This window comes from Bradyrhizobium sp. R2.2-H, from assembly GCF_004346455.1.
In the GTDB taxonomy this organism is placed as follows: domain Bacteria; phylum Pseudomonadota; class Alphaproteobacteria; order Rhizobiales; family Xanthobacteraceae; genus Bradyrhizobium; species Bradyrhizobium diversitatis.
The window spans coordinates 340775-358488 of record NZ_SMBR01000009.1; the positions used below are offsets into that span (position 1 = coordinate 340775).

Annotated in this window: 16 protein-coding genes; 12 read left to right on the forward strand and 4 right to left on the reverse strand. The window is 62.3% G+C overall.

Features of this window, described 5'->3' with window-relative positions; genetic code table 11:
- Positions 1-5: 5 nt before the first annotated feature.
- Positions 6-683, reverse strand: a complete 678-nt coding sequence (locus tag EDE08_RS24495; RefSeq protein ID WP_131871075.1) for a glutathione S-transferase family protein — start codon at positions 681-683, stop codon at positions 6-8.
- A gap of 1 nt (position 684) precedes the next feature.
- Complete coding sequence (locus EDE08_RS24500) at positions 685-1428, reverse strand: SDR family NAD(P)-dependent oxidoreductase (protein ID WP_131871074.1); 744 nt, start codon at positions 1426-1428, stop codon at positions 685-687.
- A gap of 237 nt (positions 1429-1665) precedes the next feature.
- Between EDE08_RS24500 and EDE08_RS24505 the strand changes: the two genes are divergently transcribed.
- The 7 genes from EDE08_RS24505 (at position 1666) to EDE08_RS24535 (ending at position 9396) form a co-directional block, all read left to right on the forward strand.
- On the forward strand, positions 1666-3270 hold the full coding sequence (locus EDE08_RS24505; RefSeq protein ID WP_131871073.1) for a class I adenylate-forming enzyme family protein: 1605 nt from the start codon (positions 1666-1668) through the stop codon (positions 3268-3270).
- Between the two features lie 19 nt (positions 3271-3289).
- On the forward strand, positions 3290-4027 hold the full coding sequence (locus tag EDE08_RS24510; protein ID WP_131871072.1) for an SDR family oxidoreductase: 738 nt from the start codon (positions 3290-3292) through the stop codon (positions 4025-4027).
- Between the two features lie 13 nt (positions 4028-4040).
- On the forward strand, positions 4041-5222 hold the full coding sequence (locus EDE08_RS24515; protein ID WP_131871071.1) for an acyl-CoA dehydrogenase family protein: 1182 nt from the start codon (positions 4041-4043) through the stop codon (positions 5220-5222).
- A gap of 23 nt (positions 5223-5245) precedes the next feature.
- Positions 5246-6376, forward strand: a complete 1131-nt coding sequence (locus EDE08_RS24520) for an acyl-CoA dehydrogenase family protein (RefSeq protein ID WP_131871070.1) — start codon at positions 5246-5248, stop codon at positions 6374-6376.
- A 15-nt stretch (positions 6377-6391) separates the two neighbouring features.
- Complete coding sequence (locus tag EDE08_RS24525; protein WP_131871069.1) at positions 6392-7579, forward strand: acetyl-CoA C-acyltransferase; 1188 nt, start codon at positions 6392-6394, stop codon at positions 7577-7579.
- Between the two features lie 23 nt (positions 7580-7602).
- Positions 7603-8616: an NAD(P)H-dependent flavin oxidoreductase gene (locus EDE08_RS24530; RefSeq protein ID WP_131871068.1), complete on the forward strand. Its 1014-nt coding sequence runs from the start codon at positions 7603-7605 to the stop codon at positions 8614-8616.
- Positions 8617-8742: 126 nt separating this feature from the next.
- Entirely contained in the window at positions 8743-9396 is a 654-nt protein-coding gene (locus tag EDE08_RS24535; protein WP_131871369.1) for a flavin reductase family protein, read from the forward strand.
- A 126-nt stretch (positions 9397-9522) separates the two neighbouring features.
- Here EDE08_RS24535 and EDE08_RS24540 read toward each other — a convergent pair whose 3' ends face one another.
- Together EDE08_RS24540 and EDE08_RS24545 are read right to left on the reverse strand one after the other, a co-directional pair.
- Positions 9523-10725, reverse strand: coding sequence for a multidrug effflux MFS transporter (locus EDE08_RS24540; RefSeq protein ID WP_245524878.1), 1203 nt, complete (start codon positions 10723-10725; stop codon positions 9523-9525).
- A 92-nt stretch (positions 10726-10817) separates the two neighbouring features.
- Positions 10818-12014: an acetyl-CoA C-acyltransferase gene (locus tag EDE08_RS24545; protein ID WP_131871067.1), complete on the reverse strand. Its 1197-nt coding sequence runs from the start codon at positions 12012-12014 to the stop codon at positions 10818-10820.
- A gap of 366 nt (positions 12015-12380) precedes the next feature.
- Between EDE08_RS24545 and EDE08_RS39680 the strand changes: the two genes are divergently transcribed.
- From EDE08_RS39680 to EDE08_RS24570, 5 genes are all read left to right on the forward strand, one after another.
- Positions 12381-12800, forward strand: a complete 420-nt coding sequence (locus tag EDE08_RS39680) for an LmrA/YxaF family transcription factor (protein ID WP_502700635.1) — start codon at positions 12381-12383, stop codon at positions 12798-12800.
- 14 nt (positions 12801-12814) lie between these two features.
- Positions 12815-15136 (forward strand): molybdopterin-dependent oxidoreductase, encoded by a 2322-nt coding sequence (locus EDE08_RS24555; RefSeq protein WP_131871065.1) that lies wholly within the window; start codon positions 12815-12817, stop codon positions 15134-15136.
- A 16-nt stretch (positions 15137-15152) separates the two neighbouring features.
- Positions 15153-15857 (forward strand): SDR family NAD(P)-dependent oxidoreductase, encoded by a 705-nt coding sequence (locus EDE08_RS24560; RefSeq protein WP_131871064.1) that lies wholly within the window; start codon positions 15153-15155, stop codon positions 15855-15857.
- A 68-nt stretch (positions 15858-15925) separates the two neighbouring features.
- Entirely contained in the window at positions 15926-16747 is an 822-nt protein-coding gene (locus EDE08_RS24565) for an enoyl-CoA hydratase-related protein (RefSeq protein WP_131871063.1), read from the forward strand.
- Between the two features lie 110 nt (positions 16748-16857).
- Positions 16858-17637, forward strand: coding sequence for an SDR family oxidoreductase (locus tag EDE08_RS24570; protein ID WP_131871062.1), 780 nt, complete (start codon positions 16858-16860; stop codon positions 17635-17637).
- Positions 17638-17714: the final 77 nt, after the last annotated feature.

Below are 17714 nucleotides of genomic sequence, written 5' to 3' on the forward strand. Positions count from 1 at the left end.
CAATTCTAGACCGTCCCCGTCGCCGGCGTAATCGGTGCCATCGGAACATTCGCCGCAACGGCGCGCTGAAAGGCGTCCCGTTTCCTGATGCGTTCGAGATAGGGCTGAGCGTTGTCGCAAATGCCGACGCCATAGGCGATGGCCCACTCCAGGCAGGTCGTGAGCAGGATGTCTGCGCTGGTAAACCGGTCGCCCATCAGGAATTGCCGGCCATCTGCGAGCGCGACTTCGACATGGCGTAACTGTTGGCGGAAATACTCGCCGGCTTTCGCAACGACCTCGGGCGCGATGCCGTAGATCGGTCCGAGCGCGTCCGCCCGATGACGGCGCATCACGTAAAGGCTGGTGGAATCCAGCTCCGCGACGATAAAGAAGCACCATTCCAGCCATGCCGCATACTCGCGGGCAGCTTCCGGAATCAGCGTTCGTTCCGCGGTGGAATACATTCGCGACAGGTAGGCAACGATTGCCGCGCTCTCGCCGATGCAGAAGTCGCCGTCCTGAAGCAGCGGAATCTTCTGGCGCGGATTGAGCTTCGAGTATTCTGCTGTCTTGGTTTCGCCCGTGCGTGGCCCAATGGGTTTCGTGTTGTAGGTCAGGCCCAGTTCGTGCATGGCCCAATGCGGACGAATGGTGCGACTTGTTCCGACGCCCCACAGGGTCAGGTTTGGTGTCGCGTTCATGTTACCATTTCTCCACGGACGGGCGGAGATCGAGTTCGTGGGTCCAGCCATCCCTGCTCTGTTGATGGGTGAACCAATAGGCCTCGGCAATTGAAGACGTTTTGGTCAGGCTGTCCGGCGGAATATCGCTTGCCTCGATGCCCTTCGCTGCCTTCATGCGCGCGTGAATCGCCTCGCTATCCACGCCAGCGTCGATGAGGAGATGCACGACGTGAATATTCTTCGGTCCAAGCTCGCGCGCCATCGCTTGAGCCACCGCTCGAAGTCCGAACTTCGCCGATGAAAATGCAGCAAACCCCGCGCCGCCACGCACACTTGCCGTCGCACCTGTAAAGAAGATGGTGCCGCGTCCACGCGGCAACATCACGCGAGCGGCCTCACGCCCCACCAGGAAGCCGCCATAACAGGCGAGTTCCCAGGCCTTGAAGAACAGCTTTTCCGTCGTGTCGAGCAGGGGCTTGTTGACGTTTGAGCCGGCATTGTAGAGGCAGACCTCGACAGGCCCGAGCTCTTTCTCGACCCGTGCGAATATGCCTTGGACCTCGGCTTCCTGGCGAGCATCGACGCTGAACGCGTGAATGTCATGTCCCTGAGCCCTCAACTCGGCGACAAGCCCCTGCGATTTGGACGCATCGCGCCTGCAGATGCAAACCGTATAGCCGCCCTCGGCAAAACGCCGGGCGACCGCCGCGCCGATGGCATCGCCTGCGCCCACAAGTATCGCTACACCCCGGCTCGCTGCCATTTCCCGCTCCTCCCATATAAGTTCTTATTTGGTACTTGATCGTAGCGGTCAGATGAGGGGTTGTAAATGGCGGCGTCAAGCGATGGCGGCCGGCAATGAATGCCGTCATGATCGTCATTCGGGACTCCGGGAAAGACCGGCGACGAATTATCGATTGACGAGTTCTAAAAAAGAACGATATGTTGTTGTAATGTGCCGCGTCGCAAAGGTCGGCATGTTTCGATCGGGAGGTTCGTCGTGGTGGAGCTTTCAGAGGCGATCAGTCTCGACGAGATTGCTGCCGGCTTGCCGAGCCGCATCCATGACGTCACGGCAGGACCGGCTGCCGAGGCGCCAAACCGGACCGCGCTGGTCGAAGACGGAGCGTCCTGGAGCTATCGCGATCTGGAGCAGCGCGTTGGCGAGATCGCGACGGTGCTCTCGTCGCTGGGGATCAGACCCGGCGATCGTATGATCATCGTCAGCGAAAACTGTATTGCGCTTGCCGTCTTGCTGCTGGCGGCGAGCCGGCTCGACGCATGGGCCGTTGCCGCCAACCCGCGCTTGTCGGCGCGCGAACTGGACCAGATCCGCGACCATAGCGGCGCTCGCCGGTTGTTTTTCACGTCGGGTATCTCGAAGGAGGCTGCCGCCCACGCCTCGCGCTATGGCGCCGAGACCCGGCGGATTGGTACGCTGGCGGAACTTGGTGTCGGTCCGCTCAACGAAAGCGCAATGGTCGAGCCGGTGCAGGCCGATCGAGCAAAGCAGGTTGCGGTTTTGATCTACACGTCGGGCACGACCGGGGCTCCTAAGGGCGTTATGCTGTCGCACGATAACCTGCTGATCAGCGCAAGGACCACCGCGCATTTCCGCAGGATGAATGAGGACGACAAAATCTATCTTGTGTTGCCGATCTCGCATATCGTCGGCATCTCGCTCTTGATCATGACGCTGATGGTCGGTGGCACGGTTCGGATGGTCAGCAAATACGATCCGGCGGCAGCCGCAGAGGCGATCGCGGAGGAGGGAATCACCATCCTCAATGGCGTGCCCGCCACCTATCAGCGTCTGTTGGAGTACAAGACCGTATCGGGCTTGGACCAACTCGCCCGAGGTTCGTTGCGCTTGATTGCCGTCGCCGGTGCGCCACTGGACTTGAACCTGAAGTCGCGTGTTGAAAAGGAGTTCGGTCTTCCGTTGCTCAACGGCTACGGGATCACCGAATGCTCGCCGGGAATCTCAGGCGTGCGTTTCGATAGGCCGCGCTCGGACCAGGCTGTTGGCACGCTGCTGCCGGGTGTGGAGGCGCGGGTGCGAACAATCGAGGGGTTTCCGACGGTATCGGGTCAGGTCGGCGAGCTGCACGTCCGCGGGCGCAACGTGATGCTGGGGTACTACCGTGCCCCCGAGCTCACCGCGAGGGTGATTGACAGCGAGGGCTGGTTCAATACGGGCGATCTGGCGCGTTTCGACGGCGATTGTCTGTACATCGTCGGGCGCACCAAGGAAATGATCATTCGTTCCGGTTTCAACGTCTATCCCGCGGAGGTCGAAGCGGTCCTCAGTTCACACAAGGACGTGGTGCAATCCGCCGTGGTCGGTCGTGTCGCGGACGGCAACGAAGAGATCGTCGCCTTTGTGAAATTGTTGCCGGGATCTCGCACGACGCCCGAGATGTTGATGAGTTTCATCCGACCCCAGCTTACGTCTTACAAGCGGCCGTCCGAAATCGTCATACTTGATGCCTTGCCGGCGACCTCGACCGGCAAGATACTCAAGCACAAGCTCGCGGAGTCCTTGCGCGAAAGTGGCGCAATCCCGCCGGTGCATACGCCCAAATTCCGACGGCAACAGATCTAACTTCATCGGGAGGACATCCGTGCAGAAGAGAAACGCAACCGTGGCCGTGATCGGCGCCGGCGACTATATCGGAGCCGAGATCGCCAAGAAGTTCGCCTCGGAAGGCTTTACGGTCTTCGCCGGCCGGCGCAACGGCGACAAGTTGGCGCCGCTGGTCAAGGAGATCGAGGCGGCCGGCGGCGAGATTCACGCCCGTTCGCTGGATGCGCGAAAGGAAGAGGAAATCATCTCCTTCCTCGGCGATGCCGACAAGCACGCTCCGCTCGAAGTCTGCATCTTCAACATTGGGGCCAACGTCAACTTCCCGATTCTGGATACGACCGAACGGGTCTTCCGCAAGGTCTGGGAAATGGCCTGCTATTCCGGCTTCCTCGCAGGGCGCGAGGCGGCCCGGCTGATGCTGCCGCGCGGTGCCGGCAACATCTTCTTCACCGGCGCGACCGCCTCGCTCCGCGGCGGCAGCGGCTATGCCGCCTTTGCCAGTGCGAAGTTCGGGCTGCGTGCGGTGGCGCAGGCGATGGCACGCGAACTCGGGCCGAAGAACATCCACGTCGCCCATCTCATCATCGATTCCGGCGTCGATACGGAATGGGTGCGGCAGCGCCGGATCGAGGCGCTCGGTCCGAACGCGCTCGACGATCCCGATCTGTTGATGCCGCCGTCGTCCGTCGCCGCCTCCTATTGGCAGCTCTACCAGCAGCCGAAGAGCGCATGGACCTTCGAGCTGGAAATCCGTCCCTTCGGCGAGAAGTGGTAGGGAGATCATCGCGATGGAACTCGCGCTGTCGGCCGAGGATGCCGCTTTCCGCGATGAGGTGCGTGCCTTCATCGCGGCGAATTATCCCGCGGAAATGCGCGTTCCCAACCCCGAGACCGATCTGACCAAGGAGCAGTCGCTGCTCTGGCATCGCATTCTCTACAAGAAGGGCTGGATCGCGCCGTTGTGGCCGAAGGAGTACGGCGGCCCGGGCTGGTCGATCACGCAGCGCTTCATCTTCGAGCAGGAGACGTCCCGCGCTGGAACTCTTCCGCCGCTCGCCTTCAGCGTCACCATGGTGGGTCCCGTGATCTACACGTTCGGCAACGAGGCGCAGAAGAAAAGATTCCTGCCGCGGATCCTCTCCGGCGAGGACTGGTGGTGCCAGGGCTATTCCGAACCGGGCTCCGGCTCCGACCTCGCGTCGGTGCGAACCAAGGCCGTGCGCGACGGCGACCACTACATCGTCAACGGTCACAAGACCTGGACCACGCTGGCGCAGCATGCCGACTGGATCTTCTGCCTCGTGCGCACCGATCCGAGCGCGAAGCCGCAATCCGGCATCTCCTTCCTGCTGATCGACATGAAGTCGCCCGGCGTCACCGTGCGGCCGATCATCACGATCGACGGCAGCCACGAGGTCAACGACGTCTTCCTCGAAAACGTCCATGTGCCGGTCGAGAACCTGGTCGGCGAGGAGAACAAGGGCTGGACCTACGCCAAGTTCCTGCTCGGCAACGAGCGCACCAGCATGGCCGGCATTGGGCGGTCCACCCGCTATATCGGCAGGTTGAAGCAGATCGTGAAGGCCGAGATCCCGACTGAGGATCCCGCGCATCTCGAATTTCTGCGGGACATTGCCCGCATCGAGCTCGATGTGCTTGCGCTGGAGGCGACGGAGCTGCGCGTCGTCGCCCAGATGGCGCGCGGCATAGACCCTGGTCCGGCGGCCTCGCTGTTCAAGATCCGCGGCACCGAGATATTTCAGGACATCACCGAGCTCACCCATCGCGCGATCGGCAATTACGGTCTTGCCATCCGCGAGCATCCGGTCAGCGCCAACCGCTTCATGCCCGGCCCCGATTACGGCCATACCGCGTCGGAGAAATACCTGAACGCGCGCAAGCTCAGCATCTACGGCGGATCCAACGAGATCCAGCGCAACATCATCGCCAAGGCCGTGCTCGGGCTCTAGCCGCGGCGGATCGGGAGGGTCGGATGGATATTCAGTTCACGGAAGAGCAGGAATTGCTGCGATCCAGCGTCCAGCGTCTGCTACGCGACCAGTACGATTTCGAGGCACGGCGCAAGATCGTGGCGAGCGAGGAAGGCTTTAGCCGGAAGCACTGGGACGCGTTCGCCGAGCTCGGTCTGCTCGCTGCGCCGTTCTCCGAGGGCGCCGGCGGTCTCGGCGGCGGTCCGCTGTCGACCATGATCGTCATGCATGAGTTCGGTCGTCACCTCGTGGTCGAGCCCTTCGTCGAGACGGTGGTGCTGGCCGGCGGATTGATCGAGCATTTGGGGACGCCGGAGCAGCAGCAGAGCTTCATCCCTGAAATCATTGACGGCTCGAAAATCTGGACCCTGGCCTGGACGGAAAAAGCATCGCGCTTCGATCTGGCCAATGTCGCGACGAGAGCGCGGCGCGAGGGCAACGACTACGCCCTGACTGGCGCGAAAACCATCGTGATCGCCGCGCCCTGGGCGGACTATCTGATCGTCTCGGCGCGGACCTCCGGCGATGATCGTGACCGCGGCGGCGTGAGTCTGTTCGTGGTCGATCGGCGCGCCACCGGCTTCGACCTCCAGGGCTTCAAGACCATCGACGGCCGCCGGGCCGCCGAGGTCAGCCTGCGCGATGTACGCGGGCAATTGCTGGGCGCAGAAGGCGAGGGCGTTGCAGCGCTCGAATCCTGTCGCGACGGCGCCATCGGCGCGCTCTGCGCGGAAGCCGTCGGCGCTATGGGTGAGCTGAACGCGGCGACGCTGGACTATTCGAAGACCCGCAAGCAGTTCGGCACCACCATCGGCTCCTTCCAGGTGCTGCAGCATCGGATGGTCGATATGTTCATTGCCCATCAAGAAGCGCTCTCCCTGATGCAGCACCTGAACCTCAGCCTCGGCACCGGCGATGCCGGCCTGTCGCGGCTCGCCTCGGGGACCAAGTCGAAGATCGGCTATGCCGGCCGGTTCGTCGCCGACCAGGCGGTGCAGCTTCACGGCGGCATGGGAATGACCGACGAGCTCAACGTCGGGCACTATTTCAAGCGAATTTCCTCCATCAACATCCAGTTCGGCGATCCCGCGTTCCACCTGCTGCGTTACGCGCAGATGGACGCGGCCGCGTAAAGAGAAGAGGCCAGCATGACCACTGAAGCAGTCATCGTTTCCACCGCAAGAACGGCCGTCGGCAAGGCCTATCGCGGCGCGCTCAACAATACGGACGGCCCCACCATGGCCGGGCACATCATGGCGGAAGCCGTGAAGCGCGCCGGCATCGCGCCGGGCGAGGTGGAAGACGTGGTCATGGGCTGCGCCATGCAGCAAGGCACCATGGTGATGAATGTGGCTCGCAAGGGCGCGATCCGCGCCGGTCTGCCCGTCACGGTCGCGGGCACCACGATCGATCGGCAATGCGCGTCCGGCCTACAGGCCATCGCGGTTGCCGCGCGATCGGTGATGCTCGATGGGGTCGAGGTCGCGATCGGCGGCGGCATCGAGTCGATCAGCCTCGTGCAGAACGAGCACATGAACAGGTTTCACGCCGTCGACGACGAGCTGATGGCGATGAAGCCCGAAATGTACATGTCGATGCTCGATACGGCGGAGGTCGTCGCCGAGCGCTACAAGATCGGCCGCGACAAGCAGGACGAATACAGCCTCGAATGCCAGCGCCGCGTCGGCGCTGCGTTGCAGGCCGGCCGCTTCAACGACGAGATCGTGCCGTTCACGACCAGGATGGCGCTCGTCAACAAGGACACCAAGGAAGTCTCGTACGAGCAGGTGACGCTCACCAAGGACGAAGGCCCACGTCCCGAAACCACCGCCGAGGGCCTCGCCAAGATCAAGCCGGTGTTCGAGGGCAAGACCATCAGCGCGGGTAATGCCAGCCAGCTTTCGGACGGTGCCTCGGCCTGTGTGATCATGAGCGACAAGGTTGCGGCGAGGAAAGGGCTGAAGCCGCTCGGCATCTTCCGCGGCTTCGCTGCCGCCGGCGTCGAGCCGGACGAGATGGGCGTTGGTCCGGTCGCGGCGATCCCGCGACTGCTCAAGCGCCATGGTCTGAAGATCGGCGACATCGACCTCTGGGAACTGAACGAGGCTTACGCGGTGCAGGTGATCTATTGCCGCGACAAGCTGGGCATCGACCCGGACAAGCTCAACGTCAACGGCGGCTCGATCGCGATCGGTCATCCCTACGGCATGACCGGTTCGCGGCTCACCGGCCACCTCCTGATCGAGGGCCGTCGGCGCAAGGCAAAGTACGGCGTGGTGACCATGTGCATCGGTGGCGGCATGGGCGCGGCCGGTTTGTTTGAAATCATCCACTGAGCGGCAACGCGGGGAGATCAGTCGTGAAGACAGCGATCACTGAACTGTTCGGCATCGAGCATCCGATCATCCAGGGCGGCATGCACTATGTCGGCTTCGCCGAACTCGCAGCCGCGGTGTCGAATGCCGGCGGGCTCGGCGTCATCACCGGCCTGACCCAGAGGACGCCCGAGCTTTTGGCCAAGGAGATCGCGCGCTGCCGCGATATGACGGACAAGCCGTTCGGCGTGAACCTCACGTTCCTGCCAACCTTCACCGCACCGCCCTATCCGGAATACATCGCTGCGATCAGGGAGGGCGGCGTCAGGATCGTCGAAACCGCCGGGCGCAGCCCCGAGCAGTACATGCCGGCGCTGAAGGCTGGCGGCATCAAGGTGATCCACAAATGCACGTCCGTTCGGCACTCGCTGAAGGCCGAGCAGATCGGTTGCGACGCTGTCAGCGTCGACGGCTTCGAATGCGGCGGGCATCCCGGCGAGGACGACATGCCTAACATGATCCTGCTGCCGCGCGCCGCGGAGGAACTGAAGATCCCGTTCGTTGCCTCAGGCGGCATGGCGGATGCGCGCAGCCTGGTTGCCGCCCTGGCGATGGGCGCTGCGGGCATGAACATGGGCACGCGCTTCATCGCCACCAAGGAAGCGCCGGTGCACGAGAACGTCAAGAAGGCGCTGGTCGCGGCGACGGAGCTCGACACAAGGCTCGTCATGCGGGCGCTCCGCAATACCGAGCGGGTTCTTAACAACAAGGGCGTCGAGCATCTGCTCGAGATCGAGCGCGAGAAGGGCAAGAGCCTCAAGATCGAGGACATCCATGACCAGGTAGCGGGTGTCTATCCCAAGGTGATGATCGACGGCGACATGGATGCGGGCGCCTGGAGCTGCGGCATGGTCGTCGGGCTCATTCGCGACGTCCCGACGGTGAAGGAACTGATCGACCGTATCATGGCGGACGCCGAACAAATCATCCGGCAGCGCCTGACTGGTTTCCTCGACGGCGCCGGGCAACAGCGGGCCGCGGCTCGGGCGATCGCCTGAGCCTTCCGGAAGGGCACTGCGGACGTTCTGACGAGGGCGATGCGCACGCATGGTCATGCGATGCGCCGATCTTTGCTGAATCTCAACGGGCCAGATCGACGGCCTTCGGCAGCTTCGGGGGCATTAATGGATCAGGTCGACTTCCACTACTACGAGCCTTCGAAAGGCCACGGGCTCCGGCATAATCCGTTCAATGCGATAATCGCGCCGCGTCCGATTGGCTGGATTTCATCGCGCAATGCGGCCGGTCAGTTGAACCTCGCGCCGTACAGCTTTTTCAACGCCTTCCTGTACGATCCTCCGATCGTCGGGTTTTCCTCGATTTCGTGGAAGGACACCGTCAAGAACGTCAGCGAGACCGGTGAATTCGTCTGGAATCTGGTCACCATGGATCTCGGCGAGCGCATGAACGTGACGGCGAAGCCGCTCGATCATGGTGTCAGCGAGTTCGAGGCTGCCGGACTGACACCAATACCCGGACGCCACGTTGCTGTGCCTCGGGTGGGCGAGAGCAGAGCCGCCATGGAATGCAAGGTCGTCGATGTCTCCCAGTTAGCCAATGCACGTGGTGAAAAGGTCGAAGGGTGGTTCGTGCTCGGCGAGGTCGTCGCGGTCTACATCGACAAGACGTTGATCGAGGACGGCGTCTACAACACGGCACTTGCGCGTCCCATTCTGCGCGCCGGCCGGGGTGGAGATTATCTCGAGGTCAGGACCGAGAACATGTTCGAGATGAGGCGCCCAGCGGGCAGCAGCAAGCCGGAATTCCACGGGACCTGATTGCGCTGGAAACAAGCTTAATTGTCGGGCCGGCCAAGCCTTGCCGCGTTTTGCCGACAGGCCTAAGCCAGGCTTCGCAAAGCCGATGAGTGACTGAACGGAAACGCGTGCGGAGTCATACGCCCATCAAGACCCCGGGCCCCTCGCGTACAGGCCAAGAGCCAGCAGGGAAAACGCGCTCATCACGACGCCCAGCGCAAACATTGCTTCATGTGACACTGTGGCAGCAAGCCATACCCCAATCGCGGCGACCGTCATCTGCAGGAAACCCAGCAGCGCCGAGGCCGCGCCGGCCTTCTCGCCGAATGGAGACAACGCGCGCGCCGTGGCCAACGGACTGACAATGCCCATGCCGAGGAGATATACGCTCATCGCGCCTAGAAAGGGCAAGAAAGTCGGGTTGATCAGTGAGATGAGCAGTACCGCGAGGCTGCTGGCGGCAGTCGCCCACAAACCTGCCCGAATCGGACCATCAAGCCCGTAGCGTGGTGCCAATCGTGTGGCCAGCATACCCGCGGCGAATACGATGAAGACGGTGCCGGCAAAGAAGAGCCCGAGCTGGATCGGCGTGAAGTGCAGCGCTTCGATGAATAGGCGCGGCGCAGCGGAGAACATCGAGAACAAGCCGCCCATCGTGAGGCTCGAGGCGGCCGCGGGGGTAGCGAAGCGACGGTCTCCAATCAGACCGGCATAGGTCCTGCCGACGACAACTGGATTGAACGGCGTGCGGACCGAATTGTGAGTTTCGCCAAGAACGATGGCGTAGGCAACGGCGCCGACGGCGGCAAAGGCCGCGACCAGCGCGAATTCGGCGCGCCAGCCCAGGCTATGGTCGAGAGCGCCGCCAAGTAGCGGCGAGAACCCGGGAGCTGCGGACATCACGATCATGATGAGCGCCATGGCGCGCGCCAGTGCCGCACCACTGAACATGTCGCGGGCGATGGCGCGAGACAGCACTGACGTCGCGCAAGCACCTGTTGCCTGCACGACGCGGCCGATGAGGAGATTGGGCAGGTCGGTTGCCAGACCGCACCAGACGCTGCCGGCGAAGAACACCGCAAATCCGATCAGAACCGGCCGACGTCTTCCGTAGCGGTCCGAAAGCGGTCCGACCAGGAGCTGGCCCAACCCGAACACCGCAAGAAAGACGGTGATGGCGGACGTGACCGCCGCACTCGTGACATTCAATGAGATCGCAATCTGCGGCAGAGACGGCAGCAAGATATTGGTCGCAAGCGTTCCCATTGCGGCCAGCACGGAAAGGATCGCGATCGGCAGGACACTGGAACCAGGAATGTCCCGCGACGCGGTGTTCGTTATATCGGCCATGGATATTCCTCGTCGGGGGGTGGGCAGATCAAGTGGCGATTGACGCGGCTCGCACCGCTCGCCGAGTGCGTCTGGTCGATCCAGCCGAGATATCAGCGGACAACGCGCTCGATTGCGATGGCGGTAGCTTCGCCGCCGCCGATGCAGAGTGACGCGACGCCGCGCTTTAGGTTCCGCGTTTCGAGCGCGTGCAGCAGCGTCACGATCAGCCGCGCGCCGGTGGCGCCAATGGGATGACCTAGCGCGCAGGCGCCGCCGTTTACGTTCAGCTTTTCTCTGGGGATGCCGAGATCCTTCTGCGCCGCCATCGCTACGACCGCAAACGCCTCATTGATCTCGAACAGATCGACGTCGCCAACGCTCCAGCCGACTTTGTCCAATAGCTTGCGAATAGCGGGGATCGGCGCCGTCGTGAACCATTGTGGCTCCTGACTGTGGGTGGCATGACCCTTGATCTCGGCGAGCACCGGAAGGCCGTCGCGATCGGCGAGCGAGCGTTTCGCCAAGATGAGCGCTGCAGCGCCGTCAGCATTGGCGGATGAGGCGGCGGGCGTGATGGTGCCGTTGGCGCGGAACGCGGCTTTCAGCCCCGGGATTTTGGCGGGATCGACTTTGAGCGGATGTTCGTCATTGGAGATGATCCGGGGCCCAGCCTTCTCGGCCAACGTGATCGGAGCAATCTCAGCCTTGAACGCGCCGCCTTCAACCGCCTTGCGGGCGCGGGTCAAGGTCTCGATCGCATAGTTGTCCTGGTCTTTGCGGGTGAATTGATAGGCTTCGGCGGTGGCCTCGCCGAAATCGCCCATCGAGCGTCCTGTCTCGTAAGCGTCTTCCAACCCGTCCATCAGCATGTGGTCGATGATGCGGTCGTGGCCGGCGCGATAGCCGCCACGCGCCTTGGCCAGCAAATAGGGCGCATTGCTCATGCTCTCCATGCCGCCAGACAGAACGATCTCGGCGGAGCCGGCATTGATGATGTCGTGAGCGATCATGGTAGCCTTCATGCCGGAGCCGCAGACCTTGTTGATGGTCGTGGCGCCGGTGGCATCCGGCAATTTGGCGCCGCGCGCGGCCTGGCGCGCCGGTGCCTGGCCTTGTCCGGCCGGCAGCACGTTGCCCATGAAGACCTCGTCGATCCGTTCCGGTGCCAGCTTGGCCCGTTCCAAAGCCGATCCGATCACATGGGAACCGAGCTTGTGGGCACTGAGTGGCGAGAGCTCGCCCATGAAGCGGCCGAGCGGCGTGCGGGCTGCGGAGAGGATGACGACGGGATCCGAAGCGGCGGCCATGGCGAATTCTCCTGTTGATCGCTGTTGTTATATGACGATAATCATATAACATGGCCGGCGTTGCAATGAAATATTGCCGTCACTTCAAAAGCGCGGTCCAGAAGCGCTGGTGGATGGGATCGGTCGAAAAGCCGGTCACCGAGCAGCTTGCACGGAGGGGAGATGCGTTACGTAGGAGACCATAGGCGCCAGACCCACAGCCGGATCGTTGAAAATGCTTCCTACGGCTTGCGTCAAAGCGGTGCCGAAGGACTTAGCGTCGTCGCGTTGATGAAGCTCGCGGGTCTTACGCACGGCGGGTTCTATAACCACTTCGAGTCACGGGCCGCACTTGTTGGCGAGGCAATCGCGTTTGCGATGGACCAAATGGTCGAGCGGTGGAGAAGGCTGGCGAACCGGAAGGCCAGCGGGGATCGCTTCGAGACGGTGATCGCCGATTACCTAAGTTCCCGCCACCGCGACAATCCCAGACAAGGTTGCGCGCTTCCAGCCCTGGCCGCAGATGTCGCTCGATCGAGCCCGAGCGAGCAACGGGCGCTTGCTTCCAAGCTGGAGGAGATGATCGACATCCTGGTCGAAGTGCTTCCCGCCGAGGGTCCCCAACAGGCACGCCAAATCGCGACGAGCGCCATTGCGACCATGGTCGGATCGATCGTGCTGTCGCGTGCTGTCGGCGCCGGGAAGCTTTCCGACGATATTCTCGACGCCGGACGGATGACTGTCTGCGGCGGCAATCACAAGCGGCAGCGCAGAACAGCAAAGGCTATGAGCTGCGACAAATCGTAATCTGGGAGGTGCCCATGACGGCCGGCAAGTGGCTCAAGACAGCCTGCAACCTGTGTTACGTAAACTGCGGCATCGAGGTCTGGGTGAATGAGGGGCGCCTCGAGAAGGTACGAGGCGACCGTTCAAACCCGAAGTCGCAAGGCTATCTGTGCAACAAGGCGGCACGCATTCCCTACTATGCCCATCACAGAGATCGGCTCACGACCCCGCTGCGCCGCCGCGCCGATGGCGGCTTTGACGAGATCGAGTGGGATGTGGCGATCGCGGAAATCGCGGAGCGGCTTCGAGACGTCGTCGACAGGTATGGCGGCAAGAGCATTGCCCTTTACGGCGGCGGCGGGCAGGGTAACCATGCTGGCGGCGCCTACGCCAGTGGCTTGTTGCGTGCGCTGGGCTCGCGCAGCGTCTTCAACGCGCTTTCGCAGGAGAAAACCGGCGACTTCTGGGTCAATGGCCACATGTTCGGCAGCCAGACGTGCCACACGGCGGAAGACGTCCATCATTGCGATCTCTTGCTCGTCATCGGGGCAAATCCCTGGATCGCCCACGGCTTCCCCAATGCGCGCGACCATCTCAATCAAATCCGCAAAGATCCCGCACGCAAGCTGATCGTCATCGACCCTCGGCGAACCGAAACCGCTGAGATGGCGGATCTGCATCTTGCGGTTCGGCCCGGTGCCGATTCGTTTCTCCTTGGAGCGCTGCTGGCCATGCTCGTCCGTTCCGACCGGATCGACCATCCGTTCATTGAGGAGCACACGATCGGCTTCGCGGAGGTGAGGCAGGCGCTATTGAATATCCCCGTTGCGGAATGGGCGGCCGCCGCCGATATCTCGATCGCGGAGCTGGAGCGCTGCGCGGCGATGATCGCGGCCGCGAAGGCCATGGTCGTTCGGGTTGAACTCGGAATCCAGCAAGGCGTCAACTCGACTCTCAACTCTTATCTCGAGAAGCTCCTGATCATGCTTTCCGGCAATTTCGGCCGTGAAGGTACCAACCAATTGCACAGCTGGCTTCAGCCGCTATGGGGAAATTCTCCGAACCAGACATTCGCGCCAACCGGCGACGCGATCATCGGCGGCTTGTTGCCGCCCAACATTTTCCCCGAAGCGGTTCTCAAGGACCATCCAGACCGGTTGCGCTGCGCCTGGATCGAGAGCTCCAATCCCGCCAACACGGCAGCCAACACCGATGCTGTGGAGCGCGCGCTGCGTTCGCTCGATCTATGCGTGGTGGTCGACGTTGCGATGACCGAAACCGCGCTGCTCGCCGATTATGTTCTCCCGGCCTCCTCGCAATTCGAAAAAACAGAGTTCACTCTGTTCAACTTTGAATTCCCGACCAATTTCTTTCATGTGCGCGCCGGTGTATTGCCGCCACTGGCCGGCACCTTGCCGGAGCCTGAGATATATACGCGCCTTGCCATCGCCCTTGGGCTTCTGCCGGGTGACAATGTGCTCGCACCGCTACGCGAGACAGCACGTCGCTCCCGCCCGGAGTTCGCCGCCGCCTTTCGTGCCTTCATCGCCGAAAACCCGCGGGTAGTGCCGGCGCTTGTGCTCTACCATACGCTGGGGCAGACGCTTCCGGATGGGACGGCGGCCGCGGCTCCCTTGTGGAGCGCGGCACTGGCTTGCGCGAAGCGATCGCCGCAAGCGGTGCGGCGGGCGATCGGTGCATCCGACGAGGTGGCGGATCAGCAGCTCGGAGATCTCCTGTTCGACACCATCGTGGCCGCCCGGCAAGGCACGGCGGTTACCCGGCACGAGTATGACGAGGTCTGGTCACTGATCGGCCATTCGGATCGCAAGGTCCGGCTGATCGTCCCGCAGATGCTGGAATGGCTGGCGCGTCTCGATCCACAAGCCGCTGGCGCGCCAAAGGAGTTCCCATTCGTGCTAGCGGCTGGTGGCCGCCGCATGTTCAATGCCAACCAGATATTTCGCGATCCCGCGTGGCGTCGCGACGACCCTGACGGCGCCATGTTGATCAATTCGAGCGATCTGAGCGAGCTGGGTGCGAAGGATGGCGATTGGATCGCCGTCGAGTCGTCGGTCGGGCGGCTCGTCGTCCGCTGCAAGGTCGATGACGCCATGCGGAACGGCCAATTGGCGCTGCCGCACGGCTATGGCCAGGCATACCCGACATCAGACGGAGAGCGCCTGATCAACGGACCGCGCATCAATCTGCTCACCGAGAGCGGCAACCGCGATCCCATTGCGGGCACGCCTTACCACAAGAACGTCCCGGTGCGCTTGTCCCTGGTGTCGAGGCACGAAGCTGCCGCCTATCAGTCGCAATCCGACCGAATTCACTCCAGAGCGGCCGGACAATAGTCGAAGGGAGCGTCAAATGACCGAGAAGCCAATCGCGATCGTGACCGGGGTGGGCCCGGGAACGGGAGCTGCCATCGTCAAGCGCTTCTCTGCCGGTGGTTTCCGTATCATCGCGCTTGCCCGCTCTGCGGAGCTCATCGATCGCCTCGCGCAAGAGCTTCCCGACGTGCACGCGATGACCTGCGACGTATCGGACGAAAGCCAGGTGCGGATTGTGATTACAGAAGCAAAACGGCGTTTCGGTCCGGCTGACGTTCTCATCCACAACGCGGTCGGCGGCGGCTGGGGGAATTTTCGCGAGATTGATCCGATGTTGTTGAAGGGAAACTTCGAGGTCAACGTGATGGGCCTGTTGTACCTGGCCCGCCAAGTGGCTCCCGACATGATCGATCGCGGCAAGGGCGCAATCCTCGTGACTGGAAACACGTCGTCGATCCGAGGCAAAGCCAATTTCGCCGGCTTCGCGCCGACAAAGGCGGCGCAGCGGATTTTGGCCGAGTCGATCGCACGTGACCTGGGACCTCTCGGCGTGCACGTCTCCTACGTTCTCATCGATGCCGTTATCGATACGCCCCGTATGCGCGCGCGGATGAGCGACAAACCGGATGAATTCTTCATCAAGCCTACCGCGATCGCCGACGAATTGTTTCATCTTTACGGTCAGGACCGCTCGGCCTGGTCGTTTCTCACGGAACTGCGGCCATTCAACGAAAATTGGTGATGCTCAAATACGGCACGGCGTACTGGGTTACTCTGCGAACTCTCGGCGCGACTTGAAAGGCCAGAACCATGACTGATGGATCAATCTCGGTTGATACGGGGACGGACGAACTGCTGTGCGCGATCCGGGATCGCGTTGCGGTGATTACCTTGAACCGACCCCAAGCCCGAAATTCGTTGTCCGATCATCTGACGCCGGCGTTGCGCCGGATGATCAAACAGAATGGCGATGATCCTGAGGTCGGAGCGCTCCTGATTACCGGCGCAGGCACTGCTTTCTGTTCGGGCGGCGACGTCAAGGGGATGGGCGGCAACTCCGCCGCGCCGGCCATGTCAGTCAGCGACAAGGTCGCGCGATTGCAGGAACGCCAGCGCACCCTGACCGGCGTACTTGTTTCGGTGCGGAAGCCCACCATCGCGGCTCTGCCGGGACCGGCGGCTGGCGCCGGGCTTGCGATCGCGCTCGCCTGCGACCTTCGTATTGCAGCCGAGTCCGCCATCATGACGACTGGCTACGCCAGGATTGCGCTCACCGGTGATTACGGTATCTCGTGGCTGTTGACCCGGCTTGCCGGGACGGCACGTGCTCGCGAACTGATGTTCTTGTCCGAACGGATCAGTGCCCGGCGCTGCGAAGCATTGGGCCTCATCAATCGCGTGGTGCCTGATTCCGAACTGCAAAGCGAAGCATTCGAAATGGCGAGAGCATTGGCGAATGGCCCGGCGAGCGCCTATGCCTCCATGAAGGATAATCTAGACCTTGCGTTGTCGGCCGACTTCCTGACGTCACTGGACCACGAGGCCGAGCGGATGGTCCTCGCGGCAGGAACTGCGCAGCACGCCGAAGCCGTCCGGGCTTTCATTGAGAAACGTTCTCCCAGTTACAGGTGAACCCGGTGGGTTCATGAGCTTGAAGGCGGCGCGGGCCGTGCTTGCGGGCAAGAGAATAGCTCATCCGGCTTCGCCGGAGTCTTGCCGGCCAAAAAATCGGAGGAACCAAGATGACTCAGCCCTCTCGCGATACCCGAATTTCCGCACCTGAGGTCGCACTCATTGTCGGTGGCGGCCCGGGCATCAGCTCGAGTTGCGCCAGGTTGTTCGCGGAAAACGCGATGCGTGTCGGCGTGGCAGCCAGGAATCCGGAAAAACCAGTTCTTCAGTCTCTCGAAAGAATGCATGGCGTGCGTCGATACGCCTGTGATGCAGCCGAACCAGCAGCCGTGGCACAGCTTTTCGAGAAGGTCGTTCAAGAGATCGGGACGCCAAGGCTCGTCGTGCACAATATCGACGGCCGGGTTCCTGGCATCTTTCGCAAGACTATAGTCGATGCCGATCCAGGCATGGCGCTCGAAACAATCCGAAACTCGGCGTTCAGCGCGTTTCTGGTCGGTCAACAGGCGGCTCGGCTCATGCTCGGAAACGAGCCCGACGCCAATGGCGCGAGAGGAACGATCATCTTTACCAACGCCAGCGCGGCGCTCAAAGGTTTTCCATCGAGTGGCGCATTTGCGATGGCGTGTCATGCCAAGTCCGGACTGGCGCAAAGCATGGCAAGAGAATTGATGCCGCAGGGCATCCATGTGGCGAACGTGCCGATCGATGCCGCGATCGGATGGGCTCAGGAGGACGGCACCCGCGCGCACCGGCTGGCGGGAGCAACTGTCGACGACAACATGGCCGATCCTGTCCACATTGCGCAAACCTATCTGCAACTGCACCGTCAGCATCGCTCGACATGGGCCTTTGAAATCGTACTGCGGCCGTGGGTCGAGAAATGGTAATCGCGCTCAGCCAATTCTCCGAATGATTGCGCTGCGTCGGTAAATTCTAAAGTGGAATGCAACCCTTCTGTCAGTGG